Annotated in this window: 23 protein-coding genes and 1 rRNA gene; 9 read left to right on the top strand and 15 right to left on the bottom strand. The window is 59.3% G+C overall.

Annotation, left to right across the window (positions count from 1 at the left end; all coding sequences use genetic code 11):
* Positions 1-107: ribosomal RNA gene (gene rrf / locus GMST_RS20180) — 5S ribosomal RNA — on the top strand; the annotation flags it as partial.
* Positions 108-191: 84 nt separating this feature from the next.
* On the opposite strand, the gene GMST_RS20185 is transcribed toward rrf, so the two are convergent.
* Genes GMST_RS20185 through GMST_RS20205 form a run of 5 tightly spaced genes read right to left on the bottom strand, consistent with a single transcriptional unit; the run spans position 192 to position 4,928 of the window.
* Complete coding sequence (locus GMST_RS20185) at positions 192-845, bottom strand: GNAT family N-acetyltransferase (protein ID WP_183356517.1); 654 nt, start codon at positions 843-845, stop codon at positions 192-194.
* Positions 805-1,914, bottom strand: coding sequence for an amidohydrolase family protein (locus GMST_RS20190; protein WP_183356518.1), 1,110 nt, complete (start codon positions 1,912-1,914; stop codon positions 805-807). The genes GMST_RS20185 and GMST_RS20190 overlap by 41 nt, the downstream gene beginning before the upstream one ends.
* Entirely contained in the window at positions 1,911-3,521 is a 1,611-nt protein-coding gene (locus GMST_RS20195; protein ID WP_183356519.1) for an amino acid adenylation domain-containing protein, read from the bottom strand. Before GMST_RS20195 ends, GMST_RS20190 begins: the two co-directional genes overlap by 4 nt.
* A 2-nt stretch (positions 3,522-3,523) precedes the next feature.
* A complete protein-coding gene (locus GMST_RS20200; RefSeq protein ID WP_183356520.1) occupies positions 3,524-4,669 on the bottom strand; it encodes an acyl-CoA dehydrogenase family protein in 1,146 nt (381 codons plus the stop codon).
* A 1-nt stretch (position 4,670) separates the two neighbouring features.
* A complete protein-coding gene (locus GMST_RS20205) occupies positions 4,671-4,928 on the bottom strand; it encodes an acyl carrier protein (RefSeq protein ID WP_183356521.1) in 258 nt (85 codons plus the stop codon).
* A 450-nt stretch (positions 4,929-5,378) separates the two neighbouring features.
* On the opposite strand from GMST_RS20205, the gene GMST_RS20210 reads away from it, so the two are divergent.
* Positions 5,379-6,065 (top strand): PilZ domain-containing protein, encoded by a 687-nt coding sequence (locus GMST_RS20210; RefSeq protein ID WP_183356522.1) that lies wholly within the window; start codon positions 5,379-5,381, stop codon positions 6,063-6,065.
* Between the two features lie 102 nt (positions 6,066-6,167).
* The gene (locus GMST_RS20215; RefSeq protein WP_183356523.1) at positions 6,168-6,932 is read left to right on the top strand and encodes an NRDE family protein; all 765 of its coding nucleotides are present in this window, start codon (positions 6,168-6,170) and stop codon (positions 6,930-6,932) included.
* Between the two features lie 76 nt (positions 6,933-7,008).
* On the opposite strand, the gene GMST_RS20220 is transcribed toward GMST_RS20215, so the two are convergent.
* Complete coding sequence (locus GMST_RS20220; protein WP_246399952.1) at positions 7,009-8,247, bottom strand: hypothetical protein; 1,239 nt, start codon at positions 8,245-8,247, stop codon at positions 7,009-7,011.
* A gap of 570 nt (positions 8,248-8,817) precedes the next feature.
* Here GMST_RS20220 and GMST_RS20225 point away from each other — a divergent pair.
* The 6 genes from GMST_RS20225 (at position 8,818) to GMST_RS20250 (ending at position 14,018) form a co-directional block, all read left to right on the top strand.
* A complete protein-coding gene (locus GMST_RS20225; RefSeq protein WP_246399953.1) occupies positions 8,818-9,822 on the top strand; it encodes an ABC transporter substrate-binding protein in 1,005 nt (334 codons plus the stop codon).
* Between the two features lie 139 nt (positions 9,823-9,961).
* Complete coding sequence (locus GMST_RS20230; RefSeq protein ID WP_183356524.1) at positions 9,962-10,870, top strand: ABC transporter permease; 909 nt, start codon at positions 9,962-9,964, stop codon at positions 10,868-10,870.
* Positions 10,867-11,664, top strand: a complete 798-nt coding sequence (locus GMST_RS20235; protein ID WP_183356525.1) for an ABC transporter ATP-binding protein — start codon at positions 10,867-10,869, stop codon at positions 11,662-11,664. Before GMST_RS20230 ends, GMST_RS20235 begins: the two co-directional genes overlap by 4 nt.
* A gap of 262 nt (positions 11,665-11,926) precedes the next feature.
* Positions 11,927-12,304, top strand: coding sequence for a phosphoribosyl-AMP cyclohydrolase (hisI, locus tag GMST_RS20240; RefSeq protein ID WP_183356526.1), 378 nt, complete (start codon positions 11,927-11,929; stop codon positions 12,302-12,304).
* A 102-nt stretch (positions 12,305-12,406) separates the two neighbouring features.
* Entirely contained in the window at positions 12,407-13,282 is an 876-nt protein-coding gene (hisG, locus tag GMST_RS20245; RefSeq protein WP_183356527.1) for an ATP phosphoribosyltransferase, read from the top strand.
* Positions 13,283-13,529: 247 nt separating this feature from the next.
* Positions 13,530-14,018 carry a hypothetical protein gene (locus GMST_RS20250; protein WP_183356528.1) on the top strand — a complete coding sequence of 163 codons (489 nt, stop codon included), beginning with the start codon at positions 13,530-13,532 and terminating at the stop codon, positions 14,016-14,018.
* A 108-nt stretch (positions 14,019-14,126) separates the two neighbouring features.
* Here GMST_RS20250 and GMST_RS20255 read toward each other — a convergent pair whose 3' ends face one another.
* From GMST_RS20255 to pckA, 9 genes are all read right to left on the bottom strand, one after another.
* Positions 14,127-14,627 (bottom strand): rubrerythrin family protein, encoded by a 501-nt coding sequence (locus GMST_RS20255; RefSeq protein ID WP_183356529.1) that lies wholly within the window; start codon positions 14,625-14,627, stop codon positions 14,127-14,129.
* Between the two features lie 293 nt (positions 14,628-14,920).
* Positions 14,921-15,319: a Fur family transcriptional regulator gene (locus GMST_RS20260; RefSeq protein ID WP_183356530.1), complete on the bottom strand. Its 399-nt coding sequence runs from the start codon at positions 15,317-15,319 to the stop codon at positions 14,921-14,923.
* Positions 15,320-15,538: 219 nt separating this feature from the next.
* Complete coding sequence (locus tag GMST_RS20265) at positions 15,539-15,850, bottom strand: hypothetical protein (protein WP_183356531.1); 312 nt, start codon at positions 15,848-15,850, stop codon at positions 15,539-15,541.
* Between the two features lie 303 nt (positions 15,851-16,153).
* The gene (locus GMST_RS20270; protein WP_183356532.1) at positions 16,154-16,657 is read right to left on the bottom strand and encodes a HyaD/HybD family hydrogenase maturation endopeptidase; all 504 of its coding nucleotides are present in this window, start codon (positions 16,655-16,657) and stop codon (positions 16,154-16,156) included.
* The gene (gene cybH, locus GMST_RS20275) at positions 16,658-17,314 is read right to left on the bottom strand and encodes a Ni/Fe-hydrogenase, b-type cytochrome subunit (protein ID WP_183356533.1); all 657 of its coding nucleotides are present in this window, start codon (positions 17,312-17,314) and stop codon (positions 16,658-16,660) included. It lies immediately after the preceding gene.
* A gap of 10 nt (positions 17,315-17,324) precedes the next feature.
* Positions 17,325-19,025 carry a nickel-dependent hydrogenase large subunit gene (locus GMST_RS20280; RefSeq protein WP_183356534.1) on the bottom strand — a complete coding sequence of 567 codons (1,701 nt, stop codon included), beginning with the start codon at positions 19,023-19,025 and terminating at the stop codon, positions 17,325-17,327.
* The gene (locus GMST_RS20285; protein WP_246399955.1) at positions 19,026-20,051 is read right to left on the bottom strand and encodes a hydrogenase small subunit; all 1,026 of its coding nucleotides are present in this window, start codon (positions 20,049-20,051) and stop codon (positions 19,026-19,028) included.
* Positions 20,052-20,398: 347 nt separating this feature from the next.
* Positions 20,399-20,593, bottom strand: coding sequence for a hypothetical protein (locus GMST_RS20290; protein ID WP_183356536.1), 195 nt, complete (start codon positions 20,591-20,593; stop codon positions 20,399-20,401).
* A 97-nt stretch (positions 20,594-20,690) separates the two neighbouring features.
* Positions 20,691-22,280, bottom strand: a complete 1,590-nt coding sequence (gene pckA, locus GMST_RS20295) for a phosphoenolpyruvate carboxykinase (ATP) (protein WP_183356537.1) — start codon at positions 22,278-22,280, stop codon at positions 20,691-20,693.
* Between the last annotated feature and the right edge of the window lie 89 nt (positions 22,281-22,369).

A 22,369-nucleotide genomic window follows, 5' to 3' on the forward strand; every position in this document is an offset into this window, starting at 1 on the left:
ATGCCGAGAGGGTCACACCTGTTCCCATCCCGAACACAGAAGTTAAGCCTCTCTGGGCCGATGGTACTGCACGGGTAACTGTGTGGGAGAGTAGGTCGCCGCAGGGAATTTAATTGAAAAGCCCCACCGTACACACGGTGGGGCTTTTCGCGTTGTTGCCGCGAGAGCTTGGTAGGTTTCTATTTGAAGGACTAACCTGCAACGGGTTCGGTTTTCTTGTAAAAGAGAAGGCGGTATGACCTCCGTTTGCCGAGTTCAGCATACCCAAAGAGGCGATGTGTCCAGAGCGCGGGAAGGTTATCTTTCTCATAGAACCCGTAAACCCTGCGGTACCCGCTCTTTTTCAAATGGTCCAAGGCATTTGCGAGTAGGTACGTTGTGGTGACTTTTCCCCGGGAGTCCGGTGTCACATACATGTCGAACATGTACGCCTCGCGCTCGTCTTCACATGTAATTCCGAGCCAAGGCAGATCGGGATGTATGGGGTTTCTCTGGGTCTGTTTATGGGTTGCGCACCAGATATCTCCGATTATTTCACCGTTGCATGCTACTGCATAAGCGTAATATCCAGCCCTGTTATTCGCAGCCAGCTTCATGCGCCGGCTGCGCGTCTTCATCATTCTTTCCGCTAAACCGAGATTCCTCTGATCCACGACGATAAATTCAAAGTTGTTTGTCTCTTCCTGCTTTATTTTTTTTACCTCTGAAAGGTCATTATAGACAGGAACCACGATACTGTCGTTGTGCAGGCATTTACCAACCAGCTTCTTCACGGCTTTGGCGAGTGTATTATGCCTGGCTTCTTCAAGGAACTGATGGAACCTGATCAGCAGAATACTTAACATGTTTTTTCTCCTCGAAAATCAGCGATCTTGGGTTCACGCTTGCGTATTGGATGAAATCCTGCTCAATCCGCCGCCCTTTTGCCTTTAGGGCGTGGAGTGTAAGGATTACGGCTTCCCATTGGGGTTCATAGAGAGCATCAGATCCAAAAAGTATCCTGCTTGTCGGAAGTTGCTCGATTACCACCTTCAACGGTTCAAACGTCAGTCCGGAGATGTCGACGAAAAGGTTGTCGTGGGTGTTGAGAAGGTTTTTCAGCAGAGGCATCCCCTCGCAGAGAATATCGCTCATTTTGCACCTGTGGAATCCGGCATGAGCGATGACCACGGGTGCCTTGGAGGCGGAAAAATTGATGTTCCTGAGATTTTCCAGTGCCGCACAATTGGTGCGCCGCCCTCCCCAATATGGATTGTTACGCCCGCTGTGAAGAATAAGGGGGAGCCCGCACTGCCCGCACGATCTCACCAGTTCTTCCAGCCACTGTTTTCGGGCAGGCCTGCTTAAATCTATTCCCGTTACCACCGGGTGGCACTTTATGGCCCTGATGTTAAATGTCGCCTGCAGGTTCAGGATGTAATTTTGTAACCCTTCAGTCGGGATGGAGCCGGGGACGCTGCCAGCAATAGCAAAACGGTCACGGTCAGGGTAGTGATGCGTGACCCAGCGCAGTCGGTTTTCAAATTGTGCTGCATTGCTAAGTTCGGATGCGACCGGGAGTAGGAGGACTTTGTCGATTCCGCCAACATCCATCTGGTCTGAGAAGACTTTTGCCCCGACGTACGAATAGACCTTCTTAAGCAGCATCGCAGAGATGTCTTGAAGTCTCAACGACTTGTGATCATTGCCAAGATCCCCTAATTCAGGAAAACGAAAATGGTAGATTGATGGAGTGCTGTAGCCTTTGCCGTCAACACTTAAGATTCCTGGTGTTGATTCAGATTCCAGGTAGGTGAAGCGATCGAAAAGTACCTCATAGGGATGGACGTGCACGTCATAGAGACGGTGGTGTTGCTTGATCTCTGCGAGGATGGCCAGATAGCTCGCACATATTTCAGGGGGGAGTGTTCTCACAATAGTTCACCTTTGCCGGCTGCCTGGAGGGCGTTCTGGTAGAGTTGACGCAGGGCGCCGCGGTCGGTTTTGCCTCGGTCGTTCAAGGGCATTTCCACGAGCGGAATTATCCGCTTGGGGAGCATATACGATGGTACCACCCGGCCCAACTCCTCCATGACCGAGTCCGGGTCAAGGAGATTGGGGCCGGCAATGAAGGCTACCAGTTCCGGGACCTCGCTCTGAGTCGTATCGCAAAGGACGACGGCAGCCTGGTGGATCCTGTCTTGGGTCAGCATGGCTTGTTCTATCTCGTAGAGTTCAATGCGGTACCCCATGAATTTAACCTGGAAATCCTTTCTTCCAACGTACTCCAGACAACCGTCGGCCCTCGCCCTGGCCAAGTCCCCGGTGCGGTAAATTCGATCGTTCTGGGTCCATCCCAGGGGATTTCTTACGAAAGCACGAGCGGTCTTTTCCTCGTCACCCCAATAGCCCATGCTGAGGCCGTAGCCGCGTATGCAGAGCTCGCCCGCCTCGCCAACATCGGCAAGCGTGTTGTCCTCTGTTAATATGAAGATCTCTGTGTTGGCGCAGGCTCTCCCTATAGGGATTGGCTCGCTTGGTGATTTGGGTACCTGCTCGATTGGAAAGCACGAGGAAATGCCTGTAGCCTCGGTGGGGCCATAGACGTTGTAAAAACGCTTATTCGGGTAGTGCTGCATCCAGTTGATCAAATGCTTGGTAGCCAGCACCTCGCCTCCGAACAGTACCTTTTGCAGCGAAGGTATGCGATCCTTGCGCAGCGAGTTGGTACTGGACAGGTACATGAGCAGTGAAGAGACTCCTTTCCACACGGTTACCTTTTCCTTCTCGATCAGATCGAAGAGCTTGTGCGGGAAAAGCAGTAAACGTTCCGGCGCAATGCAGAGCGTTGCACCGGCCTTGAGAGTCGCAAAGATGTCGAAGGTCGACATGTCAAAGTGGAACGGAGCTGTCCCAAGAACGCGGTCTGCGCTCGTGATTGCGAAATACTCGACTGCCCAATCGATGTAGTTGAGGATGTTGAGGTGAGATATGGCAACACCTTTGGGGCTTCCCGTCGATCCTGAGGTGTAGAGTATGTAGGCTGCATCGGCATCGATGTTCTTGTATTGCGGAGCAGGTACGGCGTCGAGTGGCACTTCCTCGAGCAGGGTGCTCGGAATGTCGCCGGGTCTTAGCTCTGAGACGCCGCCCACCACCAGATGCCGCACCGATCCCATATGTGCCATTGCCCCGTCCAGGACCGACAGGGCGTCGCCGTCACAGATGATGGCGCTGGGCCGGCAGTCGCGGATCACCTTCAAGGTTCGCTCAATGGGGGCTTTCGAGTCGATCGGTACGTAGATCGCGTCTGCCTTCAGCACCCCGAGGATGGCCATGACTACCTGCGCGGAGCGCTTCATAATAATCGCCACCCGGTCCTGCCTGTGCACCCCGTGCGAGACCAGACAGTGGGCGATCCGGTTGGCATCGCGGTACAGTTGGCCATAGGTCATGGTGCGCTGGTCATCAACGATGGCAACCCGGTCCGGGTCTGCCCCCCAAACTTCATCCAAGTAGGTCTGAGCCAGATACCCGTTCATTTTTAGATCCCCAGCATTCGCGCTATGATGTTGCGCTGCATTTCGGAGGTACCAGAATAAATGGTCGCAGCCACACTGTCTCTGAGGTCGCGCTCCAGGTCGCACTCCTGCATGTAACCGTAGCCGCCATGTATCTGGATGGCATCGAGACAGGCGCTCTTCAGGCTCTCGCTGACGAAAAGCTTACCAAGCGATGCCTCGAGTGTTGCCCGTTTCCCCTGGTCCTTGAGCCAAGCCATCTTGTAGAGAATGAGCTTGCCCAGTTCGAGGTTGAGCTTCATGGTCCCGATCTTGTTGGATAGGGACTGGTTCTTGCCGATCTCCTTGCCGAACTGCTTGCGCGTCTTTACGTAGCTGATGCTTTTTCCCAAGACGCGCTCGAGGGTTCCCAGATGTGCTGCAGTCATCAGGGCGCGTTCCCATTCGATCCCCTCGTTGAAGATGAACATACCGTGTCCGTTTTTTCCCAGCAGCATTTCCTCGCCGACGCCGACGGAGTCAAAGAACATCTCGCAGTTCTGCAGCGTTCTCAGCCCCATCTTTTGCAGGGGTTTTCCCATGCTGTAGCCTGCTGCCGTTTTTTCAACCAGGAAACAGGAAATCTCGCCGAAGGCAGACTTTCCTGCACCGCACCTGGCAAAAACGATGATGATATCGGCCAGAGGGCCGTTGGAGATGAAGACTTTGCCTCCGGACAGGAGCCAGCCCGCGCCATCGCCCTCGATGCGGGTGCGCATGGAGAGCACGTCGGACCCGGCATCGGGCTCGGTGATGGACTGGGCGGCGATCATCCCACCCGAGGACAGCTCGGGAAGGTACCGCTCCTTCTGCGCCGGCGAGCCGTACAGGTTGATCAGCACGATGCAGCACAGCTGGGTGACGATGGCATGGACCAAACCGCTGTCCTCGCATCCGTAGCTGAGAGCCTCAAGCGAGTTAGCTGTTGTTACCAAGTCCTCACCCAGGCCGCCGTAGATTTCGGGAGTCAGCAGAGACAGCAGCCCCATGTCGGCGCACTTGCGCCAGTTCTCCAGCGGGAAACCCCCCGCTTGGTCGTTTTCACGTACCTTGTCGTTCAGTTCGCGTCGTGCAAACTCGACGATGCTTTCGCGTTGCAGTACCTGGGTGTCCGTAAAAGAAAAGTCCATGTCAGGCCCCTTGTGCAGCTCGCTTTCTCTGGATGAGCGAATTAATGGACATGATCGAGGTGAAGTTCTCCAGGGTGAGATCCTCGTCGGAGATCTTCACCGCATAGTTGTTCTCCAGAAAAAGAATCAGTTTCATGATTCCCAGTGAGTCGAGGATCTCCGTTTCGATGAGGTCATCGTTTGCCCCCAGCTTTCCGGTGACTTTCCCTCTTGCCAGGTCGGTCTTGATGAACTCGATGAGCTTGGCGTCATCTTGCATGAGGATTCTCCTGTACTGATGGTGGTGGATCTGCCGACACCTATGGGAGTCGGCTGCCTCAAGGACTCTGGCGCCCCCGTCGTGGGCACGTTGATGCCAATGGCTAGGAACAGCTATCAATTACCGAAAACATTAGAAAAATATAATCCCCACCGATTGTAGCGTGAAACGCGGAGAAGTCAAAGGCCGGGGTGCCAAAGGCATAGTGGACAGGAGAGAGGGGTGAAACAGGCCCAGATTGAGGGAGGAAACGGTTGCAAAGGCAACTGCTGTCGGTAGAACACTCAGGTGATAGTGATAGACCCTCTGTAGTTGAGAAAAAAATTGATCTTTCAGGGGAAGGCGCTATAGTGTACCTTCACAGCTTTACCAGGTGGTCAGCTTAAGCCAGTCAGTAGCTCCCTGCGTCAAGCCAATCCCCAGAGTGATCCCCAAGGAATTCCGGCCCACATGACCGAAGCCAGGATACTGATTATCGCGAAAGATCCGGAGGCAGGGCAGGCCTACGCAGAAGCACTGCGTGAGATATGTGTCGGGTACGACATAGCGGTTTCCTTCACCGAGATGGCGGAACTAGCCATTGACAACTCCTACAACGGCCTCTTGGTGGACATCCTGACCCTGGTGCGCAGTTCCAAAGAGGAAAAGGTCATAGCCTACGAGTGCTTCAACTTGTACCCGGTCCTCAGGGTAAAGTGGGAGAACAAGAAAAAGAAGATCAACCTGAGCCCTCTCGAACAGGCGTTCTCGCCTGATACCGCCTCGGCATTGAAGTTCTTCGTCCAGAGCCGGTGCATTCCCTTTCCGGCCAGGCCGTTGCGCCGGCATAACCGAAAGAACTACAATCTCAACGTACTGCTCTCCCCGGACGGCCGTTTCGCGGGTGAGAATACCATCAAGACCTTCACGCTGAATATCTCTCTTGGGGGTGCCTTCCTGCACACCACTCATGATTTCGCACAAGGTGAACGGGTCTGGTTGCAGTTCGTGGAGTTTCCGGATCACGAGCCGATCCAGGCCTCGGTGCGCTGGTCGCTTGAGTGGGGGCAGTCGCGCTCCATCCCCGGCCTGGGGGTGAAGTTCGAGGAGCTGGATGAGGCGCAGGAACACCTGGTGAAGCTCATTGCGAACGATTAGCCGGTTGCCCGACCCGGCGTCCCTTGAAGAGGGCAGGACTGTTAACAGCAGATAAACGACAAGGTCGGCCCGTGGGGGGCCGGCTTTTTTTGTGGGGAAAACATGTGTCTCATTCTGGTTGCCTACCGGCAGCACCCTCGCTATCCCTTGATCATCGCGGCCAATCGAGACGAGTTCTACGAACGCCCCGCCCGGCAGGCCGGGTTCTGGGAGGAGGCACCCGACCTGCTGGCGGGGAAAGATCTCCTGCGGGGCGGTACCTGGCTCGGGGTGAATCGTGACGGCCGCCTCGCAGCCCTGACCAACTACCGGGAGCCGCACCAGACGGACCCGATGGCTCCTTCCCGGGGCGATCTCGTCAGCAGCTTTCTCACCGGAACGTCGGGGTACAAAGAGTTCCTGGACCGGCTCAGGCGGGAAGGGGGAGCCTACCACGGGTTCAACCTCCTCTTTGGTACTGCGGAGAACCTAAGCTGCTACTCCAACCGCAGCGATGGCGTCGTCCGAGTCGAACCCGGCGTTCATGGCCTGAGCAACCGGTTCTGGAACACCCCTTGGCCCAAGGTTGTGCGGGGCAGAAACGCACTGCGGCGCCTGCTTCAGGAGGAGAACCTCTCTTCGGCGGCACTTCTGGACCTGTTGCACGACCAGACGCCGGCGCCCGACGAGGAACTGCCCGAGACCGGCGTCGGTTTGGAGTGGGAGCGCCTGCTCTCGCCGATGTTCATCGTGAGCGAGCACTACGGCACCCGCTCCTCGACGGCGGTGCTGTTGGATGCTGAGGGGAACCTGACCTTTGCGGAGCGACGCTACGAGGGGAGTGACCCCGACGAGGTGCAGTTCACCCTGAACGTGAGCGCGTCTTGACAGGGGCAGTGCCCAATAAAAAACGCCCGTCGGAAGTTCCGACGGGCGTTTTTGTGTTCAGCGCTCCAGTGCCTCGTTACTGGTACTGGATGTAGAGCGGTTTCGGATTGAGCTTCAGCACGTCCGCCGGGGCAAGCAGCGGGTCGCCCTTCTTGGTGTCGTTGTGGTAGAAGAGCTTGAACCCGGTGAACTCGACCGGTTCGGAGACGATGTAGTCCTTGTACGAGTCGCGCTTGAGCCACGGGGCGCCCCAGCCGTCCATGTTCATGACGATATCCACCTCGGGACGCAGCACGATGTTCTTCGAGTTGGTCACGCCGTTGCGGGTGAAGCGGTGCACGATGAAGACCTTCGGCGGGAGGTTGTACTTCTTCACCAGATCCCTGAGGTAACCAGAGGCGTAGTTGATGTCGGCGGCGTCATAGGTGCCGATCTTGGTACCGGGGCGCTTCTTGCTCGAGATAAGGTTGAACTCCGGGTCGATGCCGAGATGCACATCGGGATTTTTCAGCAGCCATTCGAAGCGCGGCAGCAGGGCACGGATGTTGTCGTGGCCGGTCTGAATGTCGATAAAGAGGATGGCACCGGACTCCTTGGCCCAGCCGTAGACCTTGTTGATGACATCGTCGGGCATGACCATCCGGTAGAGCCCTGCCTTGCCCGGTTCGCCCTGGGCGACGACGGCGATCAGGTGCAGCGCCGGCTGCACCGGATGGGAGGGATCCGCCTTCTGCCAGTTCGCCACTTCGCGCTTGAGCCTCTGCAGCATCTCGTCCTTCGGATATTCACCCAAGGCGCCCATCCGCTTAGAGAGCGGGTTGCCGTAGTAGGCCACAATCCTTTTCTGGGGGAGGATCGAGCCGGGAAGCGGAGCGGGATGCTTCACCGGCCACCCCTTGCGCGCCGCAAAGTCCGGGTCCTCGCCGGCGAGGTACTTTTTCGCCGGGGCCGCTTGGGCGGCTCCACCCTTAGCCCCTTTCTTGTTCGCCTTTTTCCCGGCACTGCTGTTCTGGTTGAAGGTCGCTGGGGCGGGAGCGCCGGGAGCGGTCACAGCGGCGGGGGGCGTAGCCTTTTGGTCCGGAGCGGTGCCAGGAGCCGGGACCGCGGGGGACGCTGCGTTGGGTGCCTGTGCCGCGGGGGACTGGGGGGGCTGCTGGGCGGTGCTGGAATTGCCGATTTTCAGTGTCTCCGCCGCAGCGGGTTTGGCAGTCGGCTTGGCGTCCTTGCACCCGGCCAGCGAGAGCGGCAGGGCCAGCAGGGAGCAGAGCAGGAAGGCCAGGGCCTTCGGGGTGCGAATGGTATGCTGATGCTTCACGTAGACTCCTTAACGTATAGTGATGCCCAAGGGCCTCGTCACATCCGCCCCGCTTCAGCTGCGGCACGTGGCGGAGGCTGCCTGGATGGTTACTGCGCGGCCCTTTGTGAGATTTGACGACGTGCGATGTCTTGCGAACGGCCGAGTCAACATGGGAGGAGCGCCCGTGGGCGCCGCCGATGAGGTGCGGGCTGCCATTTTTGCACCGGTTCACCCGCGAAAGGTTCAGGCTTTCGGTACTTTAACCTGTTTGCCGGTGTGGTGTCAACAAAAGAGGGGATCTTTTTTTGCAGTAGACATGCCCGCAGCTCGCTGCGGCTCTCCCCGGAGGAGTTGTTGTATGGTTGGGGGGGGATAATTAAACCAAATTGTGTGTTTCGTCTTCTTCGTGGAACCTCCTCGCTCTGGACGCTCAAGTCTCAAGATTATCAAAGCACTGTTCCTACTTGCGCAATAATGACCATTGACTGGATCTTATCCTGGATGGTATGCTCACGCCTCGGAAAAGTGTATCCTTCGTGGGATGGTTGTGCTCGCAGGAAAAATTTAATTGAATTGAGGAGGTGTCTGGTGAGTAAGAGATTGAGCATGGTGTTGAGCTTTCTCGCGGTTTCTCTGATGTGCGCTGCCACTGCTTTCGCGGCCGCTCCGCAGGGCAAGGTGGTGATCGGTATTTCCAAGATCGTTTCCCACCCGGCCCTGGACGCGGTGGTAAAAGGTGTGCAGGACGAACTGGCCGCTGCCAAGATGAATGCGACCTTCGACGTGCAGAACGCCAACGGTGACATGAACGCCGCCGCCTCCATCGCCAACAAGTTCCAGTCCGAGAAGGTTAACCTCGCCGTAGGCGTTGCCACTCCGACCGCCCAGGCCCTGGTGAACACCCTGAAGAACACCCCGATCGTCTTCTCGGCGGTGACCGATCCGGTGAAGGCTGGCCTGGTCACCTCCCTGAAAAAAGGTGACAAGAACGTCACCGGTGTCTCTGACATGACGCCGGTCAAGCAGCAGATCGAGCTGCTGATGCGGATGAAGAAGATCAAGAGGCTTGGCCACATCTACACCAGCTCCGAAGAGAACGCCGTCGTGCTGGCGAACATCGTGAAGCAGGTCTGCAAGGAGATGCATATCGAGTTCGTCGAGGCCACCGTTACCAAGTCTGCCGAAGTGAAGCAGGCCACCGAGTCGATCATCCGCCGCGTCGATGCCATCTACATCTCCACCGACAACACCGTGGTCTCCGCCCTGAGCGCCGTGACCGATGTTGCCATGAAGCACAAGGTGCCCGTCATGTCTGCCGATCCGAGTTCCTCGGAGACCTACGACGTCCTGGCCGCCTGGGGCTTTGACTACTACAAGATGGGCCGCGCAACCGGCAAGCTGATCATCGAGATCCTGAAAGGGAAGAAGCCCGAGCAGATCCCGACCCGCTTCATGACCAAGGCTTCCGACGTGGACCTGATGATCAACCTGGACGTCGCCAAGAAGCTGGGGATCAAGGTACCCGCCGACCTGGTTAAGGTTGCCAATACCGTGAAGGAAAACGGGAAGCTGACCAAGAAACAGGCGAAGTAACTCCTGACACTGGCGCAAGCGGGGACCATGGTACCCCGGTCGCTGCCGGGTATCACCCCGGATGTACGTTAACGCCCGGCAGCCCTCTTGGGTTGCCGGGCCGTAGTTATTTTAAGACAAAAGGGTAAACGGTTTCGCTATGATAGAAGGAATTTTCGTAGAAGGTCTTATCTACGGCATAATGGTCCTCGGCGTTTTCATCTCCTTCCGTATCCTCGATTTCCCCGACCTTACGGTTGATGGCTCCTTTCCCCTGGGCGCGGCCCTCATGGTGCAGTGCCTGCTCATGGGTATGAACGGCTGGCTGGCGCTTCTGGTCGCGTTCGCCGGTGGCGTGGTCGCCGGGATGATCACTGCGGTGATCCACAACCACCTGAAAGTGCCCAACCTGCTTGCCGGTATTCTCACCATGACCATGCTCTACTCGGTCAACATACGCATCCTGGGCAACCGGGCCAACGTGCCGATCCTCAAACACGAGACCCTGCTCACCCAGGTAACCGACCGGCTCACCGGCATCATCCCTGACGAATACATCCTGCTGGTGTTCTTCCTTGCCGTGGCCTTGGTCGTCAAGGTGCTTCTGGACCTCTTCTTCAGGACCGACCTGGGGCTGACCATGGGGGCGATGGGGAACAACGAGCAGATGGTGATCTCGCAGGGGGTCGATCCCCGCACCCTGAAGACCGTCGGCGTCGGCCTCTCCAACGGCCTGGTGGCCCTCTCCGGCGCCTTTGCCGCCCAATACCTGGGCTTCGCCGACGTCGGGCTCGGTCAGGGGATCATCGTCTCGGGTCTCGCTTCGGTGATGATCGGCGAGTTCCTGGTGTTGAAGAGTAACCGCATCGGGGTGCTTACCTTCTGCGCCCTGGCCGGCTCCATCCTGTTCTACGCGGTCATGTACCTTGGCCGCTACTACGGCTACGTGATCAACATGACCCCGAGCGACCTGAACCTGATCAAGGGGGTTCTCATCATCTGCCTGTTGATCCTGACCCAGTTCACCAAGCTCAAGAAAATCGGAATTAAGGCGGTGGTTGCAAAATGATAGAACTCAAGAACGTTTCCATCGTCTTCAACCAGGGGACGGTCAACGAGAACCAGGCGCTTTCCAATATCAACCTGAAGGTGAAGGAAGGCGATTTCATCACCATCATCGGCAGCAACGGCGCGGGCAAGTCGACACTTTTCAACACCATCGCCGGCACCCACCTCCCAAGCCGCGGCGAGATCCTGGTCAACGACCGCAACGTGACCCGCGACCCGGAGTACAAGCGCGCCCAGTACATCGGCCGCATCTTCCAGAACCCTACGCTTGGCACTGCGAGCAACATGAGCCTGGAAGACAACATGATGATCACCTACAAAAAGGGTTTCAAGTGGCTCAAGCGCAGCCTGAACAACAAGATGCGCGAGTACTTCAAGACCGAGCTGGTACAGCTGCGCATGGGGCTTGAGGACCGGATGAAGGAGAACCTGGTGATGTTCTCCGGCGGGCAGCGCCAGGCGATCACCCTTTTGATGATGGTGCTCTCGAAGCCGGCCCTGATCCTGCTGGACGAGCACACGGCGGCGCTCGACCCGAAGAACGCCGAGATCATCCTGGAGCTCACCAACAAGTTCATCAAGGAGCAGAAGCTGACCTCCATGATGATCACCCACAACATGAGCCACGCCATCGAGTTCGGCAACCGCCTGCTCATGATGGACAAGGGCGAGATCATCTTCGACATCGAGGGCGAGGCGAAAAAGGCGCTCACCGTGGAGAAGCTGATCCAGAAGTTCCATGAGCTGCGCCACAAGAGCTTCGAGAACGACCGTACCCTCCTGTCAGAGGAGTAGGGAGTTCGCGAGGTCGGCCGCCTGTCTGGGAGCCGGCCAGAACGAGCATACGCAGGTGGGAAAAGGGCGAGCCTTAGGTCCGCCCTTTTCTTTTGTCCGCCTCTCCACGCACGACGTTGCGCCCAGGTTCGATCACCCCAGATATAAATTCCGGCAGGTCAAATGCCGGCGGCCGAACTCCATAAAGAGTTGACAGTTGGGGCAGGTGCGTTGTATGAGGAATAACTTTTTTGTGAATACGGCAGCGCAAGGACTGGGAAACATGATCAAGATCGACTTTGAGAAGATGGGCGGATTGATCCCGGCGGTTATCCAGGACGCCGAGAGTGGCGAAGTACTGATGGTGGCGTTCATGGACGAGAAGACCCTGAACCTCACCCTGGAGTCCGGCAAGACCTGGTTCTTCAGCCGTACCAGGAACAAGTACTGGATGAAGGGTGAAGAGTCCGGCAACACCCAGGAAGTGGTCGAGGTGCTCACCGACTGTGACGCGGACACGGTGGTCATCAAGGTGAAGCAGAACGGCCCCGCCGCCTGCCACACCGGCAACCGGAGCTGCTTCTACGTGAAGTACGAAAACGGCACCTGGGTCGAGCACTCCAACCCGCTCTTCGATCCTTCGCAGGTCTACAAAAAATAACAATCCGCCCGGGCGGAGGTGCTCCAGAAGAAGCCCCGCTGTCCGGCGGGTGTTGCCGCGCGGAGCCTGCCGCCTTTCCGGAAAACTGAAAGGGGTGTTGCAATGGAAAGTGTACTGAAGTTGGGTATCCCGAAAGGAAGTCTGGAAACAGCAACGGTAGAGCTCTTCAAGAAAGCGGGGTGGCAGATCGGCATCTCGTCGCGCAGCTATTTCCCGACCATCGACGACGACGAGATCAAGTGCTCCCTCATGCGTCCGCAGGAGATGGCGAAGTACGTGGAGCGCGGGACCATCGATGTCGGTATCGCCGGCCGCGACTGGGTGCGGGAGAACGAATCGGATGTCTTCGAATTGTGCGAGATGGTGTACTCGAAGGTCTCGCGCCGTCCGGCCCGCTGGGTGCTGGTGGTAAACGGCGATTCCAAGGTGCAGGGACCGGAAGATCTGCGCGGCGCGACCATCTCCACCGAACTGGTCGGCTTCACCAAGCGCTACTTTGCCGAGCGCAACATCCCGGTCAACGTGGAGTTCTCTTGGGGTGCCACCGAGGCGAAGGTCGTGGAAGGGCTTTGCGACGCGATCGTCGAAGTGACCGAGACCGGTTCCACCATCAAGGCGAACGGCCTGCGCATCGTCTCCGAGCTGATGGAGTCGGTGCCGGTGATGATCGTCAACAAGGCGGCCTGGGCCGATCCCTGGCGGCGCGCCAAGATCGAGCAGATTGCCACGCTTTTGCAGTCTGCGCTGCGCGCCGAGGGGATGGTAGGCCTCAAGATGAACGCCCCCGGCGATCGGGTTGCCGCCATTACCGAAATCATCCCCAGCCTCAATCGCCCGACCGTGGCGCACCTGCACAATTCGGACTGGGTTTCTATCGAGAGCATCATGCCCGAAAAGGAAGTGCGCCGCATCGTCCCGGAGCTCCTCAAGCTGGGCGCGGAAGGAATTGTGGAGTACTCGCTCAACAAGATCATCTAAAGACGGGAGAGCTCTCTCTTCCCGAAGATCGAAAAGGCCGCTCCTTGCCAGGGACGGCCTTTTTTTATCACCATGCCTTGGGTTGCGGTTGCCCATCGTCTCGGGGGTTACCACCTGGTGCGCAGCTCTTGAACAAGGCAGAGATGGCCATTTTTAAAAGCGGTCTAATTTTAAGGCCTTCCGCTCGGCATGCTTCTTGATGTGCTTGCGTTAACGTTTGCGCCGGTTCTTCCAGAGGAGCGATGCCATGGCACAAGAAATCCAAACGACCGTTGCCTCACCCGATTACGAAATCATCGGCAAAAAATCTTGGACCGCCTACCTTCCCCTGTTTGTCGTCTCGTTGCTGGTCATCCTGCTTGTCGCGCCGATTCTCGCCCTGATATCTCAACATCTGGCTGCGTTGTTCATCCTCGTTATTACCGTGCACCTGATGTCCAGCGTACGGGCACTGCAAAGCATCTACCTTTATTACAACAGGACGGGAGTCTGGGTGAGCTACGGCTTTCTCCCCTGGAACCGGGGAGGCTACGGGGTGAAGTGGCGCGACCTGGAAGGCGCCGTCTACTACACCAACTTTTCCAGCTGGATATTTAAGTCCTATACGGTTCGCATCAGCCACCGGTTTACCAAGACGAGCGAGATCTATCTCACCGACATGGCTCGTGGGGACCTTGCGGTTTCCAGAATAAATGAGTTGCACAGTCTACTCATAGGCAATGGCGACCTCAGCTGAGTACTGCGACGGTTGTAACAAAAACGGCGCCCTTTTACAGGCGCCGTTTTTGTTTGTGGTAACTCGAGAGGATTCCGCGGCGCGAGCCGCGCAGTCGAGAGAACCGGACTAGTCGATCAGAGTGAAGCGGTCCTTCACTGCACCGCAGACTTCGCACTTGTCCTGCGCCTGGTCGTACACGGTGTGACCGCAAACCTCGCAGACGTAGACCGGACGGGCGGCCAGGTCGCTCCCTCCCTGCACGGACTCGAGCGCGGCGTTGTACAGGTCGTAGTGCACCTTCTCGACGGCAAGCGCGTTGCGGAAGGAGATCTCCGCCGGCTTGTTGCCTTCCTGCTGGGCTTCTGCCAGGTAGGGCGGGTACATGGTCTCGAACTCGAACCCTTCACCGGCCACGGCGGCCTTGAGGTTCTCAAGGGTGTTGTTGATGCCGCCCATGGCGCGCAGGTGGGCGTGAGCATGAACGGTCTCGGCGTGGGCCGCGGCGCGGAAGAGCTTGGCGACCTGGGGGTAGCCGTCTTTTTCAGCCTGCTTGGCGAATGCGAGATACTTGCGGTTGGCCTGGCTTTCGCCGGCAAAGGCACCTGCGAGATTTTCTTTGGTTGCCATCTAGTTACTACCTCCTTGGAATTGGGTGGGGGATCCACCTGGTGTTAATTGTGTCATGAATGCAGCAGCTCAAACCTCGCCCTCTTATCGACATCCCTTCCCGACAACTGAATCCCGAATCTGATGACAATTGCAGGAAACAGCCGGCGGCTCTGGCCTTAGGTAAAGGCCGCTGCCTTAGTGCAATCCGGAATAGTTCCAGGCGAGCTGCAAAAAGAAACCGGCCAGGTAACCGGTGCCCGCAGCTGCGGCGCGTCTTGCTGATACGACGGTGAAAAACTGACGGTGGGGCGTTAACTGCTGCAGGTGCTGCAGAGACCGTAGTACTCGAAGCGTATGTCGTGCACTTTGAAGCCCGTGTGCTGCTCAACCACCTTCGGCGGGACCAACGAGCTGTCAGTGAAGTCCTCGATCTTGCCGCAGCGGGTGCAGATGAGATTCAGGTGATCCTCGGTGTCGCGGTCATACCGGTTGTCCATCCCCTCGAACTCGAGTTCCTTCACCAAGCGCAGCCGTTTCAGAACTGCAAGGGTCGCATAAACCGTGGAGAGGCTGATGTTCGGATGCTCCTCGCGGCAGGCCTGGTAGATGCCGAGCGCGGAGGGGTGGCTGCGGTCCCGGGTGATGACCTCGACGATGCTGCGCCGCTGGGGTGTCAGCTTGCAACCGCTCTTTTTGAGCCCCTCGAGCATGGCTTGTTTGATGGCTGGACCGTTGATGGCTGCCTCCCTAATCAGGAATGGTTCCTGATTGGAGAGATAAATACAGCCAGTGCGTCACATTGTCAATAACATTTTTATCTGGGGGCGGTGATGTGCCGGGGTTAGGTTAGCGGATGGTGGGGGTGGGTAGAGAGGCCAGCAAAGGCCACCCGTTTGAGGCGGCCTTTGCTGTGGACTGAGAGGTTACTGTCAGTGGCCCGGCTTCTCGAGGGCCTTCAGGGTCGCCTGGGCATCTTCCAGTTTCTGCTTGAGCGCTTTCACCTGGTCGAGTTGCGCCTGGTCGGCACCTTCCTTTTTCAGTGCGGCCTGGAGCTTCTTGATCTTGTGCTGCAAGCTGTCGACGTCCTGCGCGCAGTTCTTGAGCAGCATGTCGCACTCCTTGGCGCAATCCATGTTGCTCATCTCATGCTGTGCGGCGTGCTCGCCGGTGTGCTCCATTGCCAGCGCGGGTACTGCGGAGAAAAGGGTGATGGCCATAAGTGCGGTGAGTGCTTTTTTCATGTCGTGGTTCCTCCAGGGAAATTGTTTAGGGTGGCCGGTAGTGAAGCTGTCGCGTGGCGGCAACCGCCTCTCTTTTGATGTTGTACGTATCACGTCCTGTGCCAAACCAAAAAGATGCGCAATCATGGGCAGTTGCCGTTATGCGGCGTCCGGAGGATTTCGGCAGGCGTAAGATACTCGACAGGGAGCGCAGAATATTGTCCTCTTCTCGTCGTGCAACGGGGAACCCTACGGCACAAAAAAGGCCGTCCGGATCAGGACGGCCTCGTTGCGGCAGGCGGGGAAATCGTGTCTTGAGTTTCTTTAGGTGTTGAGGTTATGGAGGAAGGCCGATGCCGGTTCGGGGCGCACGCCCCAGGCAGACAGCTCGTCCAGCACCCGGACCACCAGGGGTGCGAGCTGAGCCTGGACCGGCGGGGTCAACTCCAGCGCCATCTCCACGGATTGCGGCTGAACGCCCAGCAGGACGGTCTCCTGCGGCGCCTGTCCCAGTAGCGAGGCGACGGTCAAGAGGTCCTTGAGCCCCATCTGGTGCGGTGAGAGCTTGGTCTCGAGTGCCAGCGGGATCTCCTCACCCGTGAGCCGGACCAGCGTCCCGGGGGGCTCCCCGGTATCCACCGCGTCGACGATCACCAGCCGCCGGGCCTCGCCGATCTGGGGCAAGAGGTCGAGCCCGAGTGTGCCGCCGTCCAGCACAGTCACCTGCTCGGGGAACCGGTAGTGCTCCGCCAGCGACTGCACGACCCTCACGCCGATACCGTCGTCGCTCATCACCAGGTTTCCGATCCCCAGCACCAGAATTTCCATCTACCCCTCTTTGCGCACGGCCTTGTAGCCACTGAAGATGCTGGACATGACGCCCCCTTTCTCCTTCACGTCCATGAGCCAGGCGCTGTAGACGTGGTGGATGGCGAAGGCGACCAGAAACCACATGGTCATGTGGTGGGTGAGGCGCAGCCCCTGGTTGGTGAAGAGCACCATGACCCACCCGAACAGCTTGTGCGTTACCCCCAGGGGGGCGCGCTCCGAGTACAGGGTAAACCCGGTGACGATCATGGTCAGGTAGAGCAGAAATACCACGAAGTAGGCGGTGCCGGCGAGGGAATTGTGCCCCACCACGTGCGGCGCCTTGCGGCTCACAAAGGTGTAGTAGCGCAGGGTGTCCAGCATTCCGCGGCGCCCTTCGGGAGTGAGAAACGGGACGAACTCGCGCCAGGAGGCGTAGCGGTTGCCGATCAGCGACCAGTAGAGCCGGCTAACGACACTGACGGTAAAGGTGTAGGCCGCCACGAAGTGGACGAAGCGGATCCAGCCCATCAGGTAGTCCGAGGTCGACAGGGTGAAAAGTTTCGGGTTGCCGATCAGGAGCCCGGTGATGCTCAAGAGAGCGATACAGATCACGTTGATCCAGTGGGTTACCCGGACGGGTACCTCCCAGACGTATTTCTCGTACAGGTTTGCCATGGCGCACCTCCTAGAGGACCTTGACCTTGACCAGCTCGTTCCCCCCGGCATCCAGCACGTGGACCGCGCAGGCGAGGCAAGGGTCGAAGGAGTGGATGGTCCTCAGGATCTCCAGCGGCTTGGCGGGATCGGCGAGCTGGGTGCCGATCAGGGCCGCCTCGTAGGGGCCGCGCTGCCCCTTGGCGTCGCGGGGCGACGCGTTCCACGTCGAGGGAACCACCGCCTGGTAGTTCTCGATCTTGCCGTCCTTGATCTTGATCCAGTGCCCAAGTGCACCGCGCGGCGCCTCGTGCCAGCCGTACCCCGCCGCCTGCACTGGCCAGTTCGCCGGATCCCACTTCTCGCCGGTATGCGCCTTAAGGTCCCCCTTGCCGATGTTATCCACCAACTGGTCCAGCCATTTGGGGAGTTCTTCGGCTACCAGCAGGCAGTCGATGCCGCGCGCCGCGGTCCTCCCAAGTGTCGAGAAGAGCGCCTCCGGACCGACACCCAGCTTCTTCAGGGTCCCGTTTACCGCGTCCTGCACCTGTTTCTGTCCCGAGGCGTAGGCGACCAGCAGCCTGGCCAAGGGGCCCACCTCCATCGGTAGTTCCTGGTAGCGCGGCGCCTTTACCCAGGAGTACTTGTGGTCGGTATCCAGGTTCTGGTAGGGGGGCATCGGGCCGGTGTAGCGGTAATCGGTCTCCCCCTCCCAGGGATGCAGGCCCCGGCCGGCGCCCCCCTGGTACTGGTACCAGGAGTGGTCCACGTATTCGGCTACCTTCTCCTGGCTGACCGGGTGCACCCGGTCAAGCTCCTTCCCCACGATAACTCCGGCCGGGAGCCACTGCTTGCCGCTCACCGGATCGGGGTACTCCCCGTAGCTCAGGTAATTCCCCACCCCGGCGCCGATCGCCGCCCACTCCTTGTAGAAGGAGGCGACCGCCAAAAGATCCGGTATGTAGACCTTCTCGACGAACTCCTTGGAGCGGGCCAGGAGCCGGCGGATCTCGATGAGCTTGTCGGCGTTCAGCGCGTTCTGCGAGTCCGGGTCGATGGGGATCGACATGCCCCCCACCAGGAAGGTCTGCGGGTGCGGGTTCTTGCTCCCGAGGATGGCGTGGATCCGGATGATGTCCTTTTGCCACTCGAGGGCCTCGAGGTAGTGGGCGGTGGCCAAAAGGTTCGCCTCGGGCGGGAGCTTGTAGGCCGGGTGCCCCCAGTAGGCGTTGGCGAAGGGGCCGAGCCGACCCTTGGCGACGAAGGCCTTCACCTTGTCCTGCACCTCCTTGAAGTAGGTCGGGCTGTTCAAGGGCCACTCGGAGATGCTTGCCGCAAGCGCCGCGGTCTTCACGGGGTCGGCCCTGAGCCCGGAGGTGATGTCGACCCAGTCGAGCGCGTGCAGGTGGTAGAAGTGGATCACGTGGTCCTGCACGTTCTGGATGCCGATGATGATGTTGCGGATCAGCTCGGCATTGGGCGGGACCTTGATGTTGAGGGCGTTCTCCACGGCGCGCACCGAGGCGATGGAGTGCACGGTGGTGCAGACGCCGCAGAAGCGCTGGGTGAAGTACCAGGCGTCCCGGGGATCGCGTCCCTTCAAGATGTTCTCCACGCCGCGGAACATGGTGGAGCTGCTCCATGCGTCGGAAACCGTGTTGCCATCGAGGGCCGCCTCGATGCGCAGGTGCCCTTCGATCCTGGTGATCGGGTCAATGACGATCTTGCTCATCTAGCGGTCCTCCTTGGCGCCCTCGGCGCTGTCGCCTTTTCTGAACGCGCTCACCAGGCCGTGAGCCCCGAAGGCCAGCGCGGTTCCCGCAGCGATCCCCATGCCGATCTTGTCGGCGCTCGACTCGATACCGAAGCCCGGCACGTTGGGGAGCCGGTGGTAGATAGGCGTCATGGTATCCCAGAACTGGGGTTGGCTGCAGCCGCAGCAGCCGTGTCCGGAGGCGACCGGCCAGGAGGTCTTCTCGTTGAATTTCTGGGTCGGGCAGTTGTGGTAGGTTTCGGGCCCCTTGCACCCCATCTTGTAGAGGCAGTGCCCCTTGGCGTGGGCGGGATCCCCCCAGCTCTCCACGTACTGACCGGCGTCGAAGTGGGCGCGCCTCTCGCAGTTGTCGTGGATCCTCTTGCCGTAGGCGAAGAGCGGGCGCCCCAGCGCGTCGGCGGCCGGCAGCTTGTTGAAGACCAGGTAGTGCACCACGGTGGCGGTCAGGTTGTCGGCGTTTAAGGGGCAGCCGGGGAGGTTCACCACCTTAGCCCCGGGGACCGCCTGGCTCACCCCGACGGCGCCGGTCGGATTGGGGCGCGCGGCCGGGAGCCCGCCGTAGGAGGCGCAGGTGCCGACTGCCACGGTGGCGAGCGCGTTGCCGCAGACCTCGCGGGCGATGTCGAGCGCGCTGCGCCCGGCGACGCAGCAGTAGACGCCGCCGTCTTTCATAGGGATCGAGCCCTCCACGATGGCGATGTACTTACCCTTCTGCTCCCGCACCACCTTGGCGAGCGCCTCCTCGGCCTGGAACCCGGCGGCCGCCATCACCGTTTCGTGGTAGTCCACCGAGAGGATGTCGAGGATCAGCTCGCCGACGGTCGGATTGGCAGCGCGGAGCAGCGCCTCGGTGTCGCCGGCGCAGTCCTGGAACTCCAGCCAGACCAGGGTAGGGCGCTTCACCTCGTCGAGCGCCTGCGCGATCCGGGGCGCGAAACCTGCGGGGAGCGCCAGGGCCGCCGAGAGCGTGGTGCAGAATTTCATGAAGTCCCGCCGTGACACCCCCTTTTCCTCGAGTAGTTGCGAAACATTAAAAATACGTTCTACCGCACCGGTTGATGTCTCCCTCGTTGAGTCTCCCATCGGTGACTCCTCCTTTGGCGTGCAGTGTGCTAAATCTCCGCCAGGTCGGCAAAGATGGTGGTTGGTGCGGTCGGGGCAGGGCGGTTGGAGGTGGTTTGTGTGGTGGAGAACATTGTTTTACTAAAATGGGAGATTGTCAAGCGGGAAGTTTGAGGGCCGGCGCATGAGACAAAAAAAGAGGGTCCGATCTCTCAATCGAACCCTCGTCGTGAATCAGTCCGTCGCACCTGTCGGTTACGTCTTTGCTGTTACCCCTCGACTATCTCACAGTCGTCCTCAGGCCAGCTGTCCAGCGAACCGTCCGGCAGTTCCACCTGCACCGTGTCTCCTTCGATGGTGCAGCCGTAGGAAAGGCCGGTCTCGCCAGAGTTGCGGTTTTTCACCTTCACCCTCTGCTCTTTGCGTTCCGTGGTGTCGCAAATCTCTGAGTGTAGAGCTTTCATGATTACACCTCGCATAAGAGTTTCATTGATTCAAATGATAGCAGCTGACCGGCGCTGTCGCAACCAACTCCCCGGAATGCCGGGAGGAGAGCTCCGGCTAGAGCACTGCCGCCACCTGCGGGGCCACCCCCGCCTTGAACTGCTCGAAGTTGTCGCGGAACATCTGCACGAGCCTGTGGGCGCTGGCGTCGTAGGCTTCTTTGTCCGACCAGGCGTTACGCGGGTTGAGCACCTCGGCCGCCACGCCCGGGCAGCTTGTCGGGATGCTCAGGTTGAAGACCGGGTCCTTCTCGAACGCGCCGCCCAGCAAGGTCCCGTCCAGTGCCGCGTTCACCAGGGCGCGCGAGTAGGCGATCCTCATCCGGTTCCCCACTCCGGGCCCGCCGCCGCTCCAGCCGGTGTTCACCAGCCAGCACTCGACCCTGTGGGTATCGATGAGTTCCCTCAAAAGGCGCGCGTACACCGAGGGGCGCAGCGCCATGAAGGGGGCCCCGAAACAGCTGGAGAAGGTCGCCTGCGGCTCGGTCACCCCGGCCTCCGTGCCGGCCACCTTGGCGGTGTAGCCGGAGAGGAAGTGGTACATCGCCTGCTCGGGGGAGAGCCGGGCGATGGGGGGGAGTACGCCGTAGGCGTCGCAGGTCAGCATGATCACGTGGCTTGGGTGCCGGCCGGTTCCTTCCCGCACGATGTTCGGGATATGGGTGATGGGGTAGGAGGCCCGGGTGTTCTCGGTGAAGGAGGCGTCGGTGAGATCGATGCGTCGCGAGATGGTGTTGATCGCCACGTTCTCCAGGATGGTCCCGAAACGCCGGGTGCACTGGTAGATCTCCGGCTCGCTCTCCTTGGAGAGGTTGATCACCTTGGCGTAGCACCCCCCCTCGAAGTTGAAGATCCCGTTCTCATCCCAGCCGTGCTCGTCGTCGCCGATCAGCCTCCGGTTGGGTGCGGCCGAGAGCGTGGTCTTCCCGGTGCCCGAGAGCCCGAAGAAGATGGCGACCTCGCCGGTCGGCGCGGCGTTCGCCGAGCAGTGCATCGACATTACCCCCTTTTGCGGCAACAGGTAGTTGAGCACCGTGAAGATCGATTTCTTGATCTCGCCCGCGTAGCTCGTGCCGCCGATGATCACCAGGCGCCGGGCGAAGTTGATGATGATGAAGGCTTCCGAGTTGGTGCCGTCGAGCTTCGGGACGGCGTGGAAGGCGGGACAGTCGATGACGGTGAACTGGGTACGGTGGTTTTGCAGCTCTTCGGGCGTGGCGCGGATGAACATGTTGCGGGCGAAAAGCGAGTGCCAGGCGCGCTCGGTGATGATGCGCACCGGGATGCGGTGCTCGGGGCTTGCACCGGCGAAGCAGTCCTGCACGAAGAGGTCGCGCCCCTGCAGGTAGGCGGTCATCCGCTTGTAGAGGGCGTCGAAGCGTTCCGGGTCGAAGGGGCGGTTCACCTTCCCCCAGTTCACCTGGTCGCGGCTCCCCGGTTCGTCGACGATGAACTTCTCGTTGGCAGCCCGGCCGGTGTAGTGCCCGGTCTTCACCGCCAGGGCCCCCATGTGCGAGATGAGCCCCTCGCCCCGCTTGACCACCTGCTCGTAGAGCACCGCGGTGGGCGAGGTCCAGTAGATCAGGTTCGCGTTGCTGATACCGTGTTCTTCCAGGCCGGTACCGCGGGTGATGTCGTTTAGTTTCACGTCCCCCTCCTCTGTCTGCTGGAACCGTTTCACTAAGAGCCAAGAGCCTCCCCGGTCGGAAAACCGGAAGGGGGGCGCAAGATTAGCTT

The sequence above is a fragment of the Geomonas silvestris genome (genome assembly GCF_014193515.1).
GTDB lineage: Bacteria > Desulfobacterota > Desulfuromonadia > Geobacterales > Geobacteraceae > Geomonas > Geomonas silvestris.

Coding starts and splice junctions, on each gene's coding strand:
- GMST_RS20250 (WP_183356528.1), top strand. CDS start 13,530: ATGGCACAAGAAATCCAAACGACCGTTGCCTCACCCGATTACGAAATC.
- GMST_RS20270 (WP_183356532.1), bottom strand. CDS start 16,657: ATGGAAATTCTGGTGCTGGGGATCGGAAACCTGGTGATGAGCGACGAC.
- GMST_RS20215 (WP_183356523.1), top strand. CDS start 6,168: ATGTGTCTCATTCTGGTTGCCTACCGGCAGCACCCTCGCTATCCCTTG.
- GMST_RS20230 (WP_183356524.1), top strand. CDS start 9,962: ATGATAGAAGGAATTTTCGTAGAAGGTCTTATCTACGGCATAATGGTC.
- GMST_RS20255 (WP_183356529.1), bottom strand. CDS start 14,627: ATGGCAACCAAAGAAAATCTCGCAGGTGCCTTTGCCGGCGAAAGCCAG.
- GMST_RS20185 (WP_183356517.1), bottom strand. CDS start 845: ATGTTAAGTATTCTGCTGATCAGGTTCCATCAGTTCCTTGAAGAAGCC.
- GMST_RS20265 (WP_183356531.1), bottom strand. CDS start 15,850: ATGAAAAAAGCACTCACCGCACTTATGGCCATCACCCTTTTCTCCGCA.
- GMST_RS20205 (WP_183356521.1), bottom strand. CDS start 4,928: ATGCAAGATGACGCCAAGCTCATCGAGTTCATCAAGACCGACCTGGCA.
- GMST_RS20210 (WP_183356522.1), top strand. CDS start 5,379: ATGACCGAAGCCAGGATACTGATTATCGCGAAAGATCCGGAGGCAGGG.
- GMST_RS20280 (WP_183356534.1), bottom strand. CDS start 19,025: ATGAGCAAGATCGTCATTGACCCGATCACCAGGATCGAAGGGCACCTG.
- GMST_RS20235 (WP_183356525.1), top strand. CDS start 10,867: ATGATAGAACTCAAGAACGTTTCCATCGTCTTCAACCAGGGGACGGTC.
- GMST_RS20260 (WP_183356530.1), bottom strand. CDS start 15,319: ATGCTCGAGGGGCTCAAAAAGAGCGGTTGCAAGCTGACACCCCAGCGG.
- GMST_RS20285 (WP_246399955.1), bottom strand. CDS start 20,051: ATGAAATTCTGCACCACGCTCTCGGCGGCCCTGGCGCTCCCCGCAGGT.
- hisG (WP_183356527.1), top strand. CDS start 12,407: ATGGAAAGTGTACTGAAGTTGGGTATCCCGAAAGGAAGTCTGGAAACA.
- GMST_RS20200 (WP_183356520.1), bottom strand. CDS start 4,669: ATGGACTTTTCTTTTACGGACACCCAGGTACTGCAACGCGAAAGCATC.
- cybH (WP_183356533.1), bottom strand. CDS start 17,314: ATGGCAAACCTGTACGAGAAATACGTCTGGGAGGTACCCGTCCGGGTA.
- GMST_RS20195 (WP_183356519.1), bottom strand. CDS start 3,521: ATGAACGGGTATCTGGCTCAGACCTACTTGGATGAAGTTTGGGGGGCA.
- hisI (WP_183356526.1), top strand. CDS start 11,927: ATGATCAAGATCGACTTTGAGAAGATGGGCGGATTGATCCCGGCGGTT.
- GMST_RS20290 (WP_183356536.1), bottom strand. CDS start 20,593: ATGAAAGCTCTACACTCAGAGATTTGCGACACCACGGAACGCAAAGAG.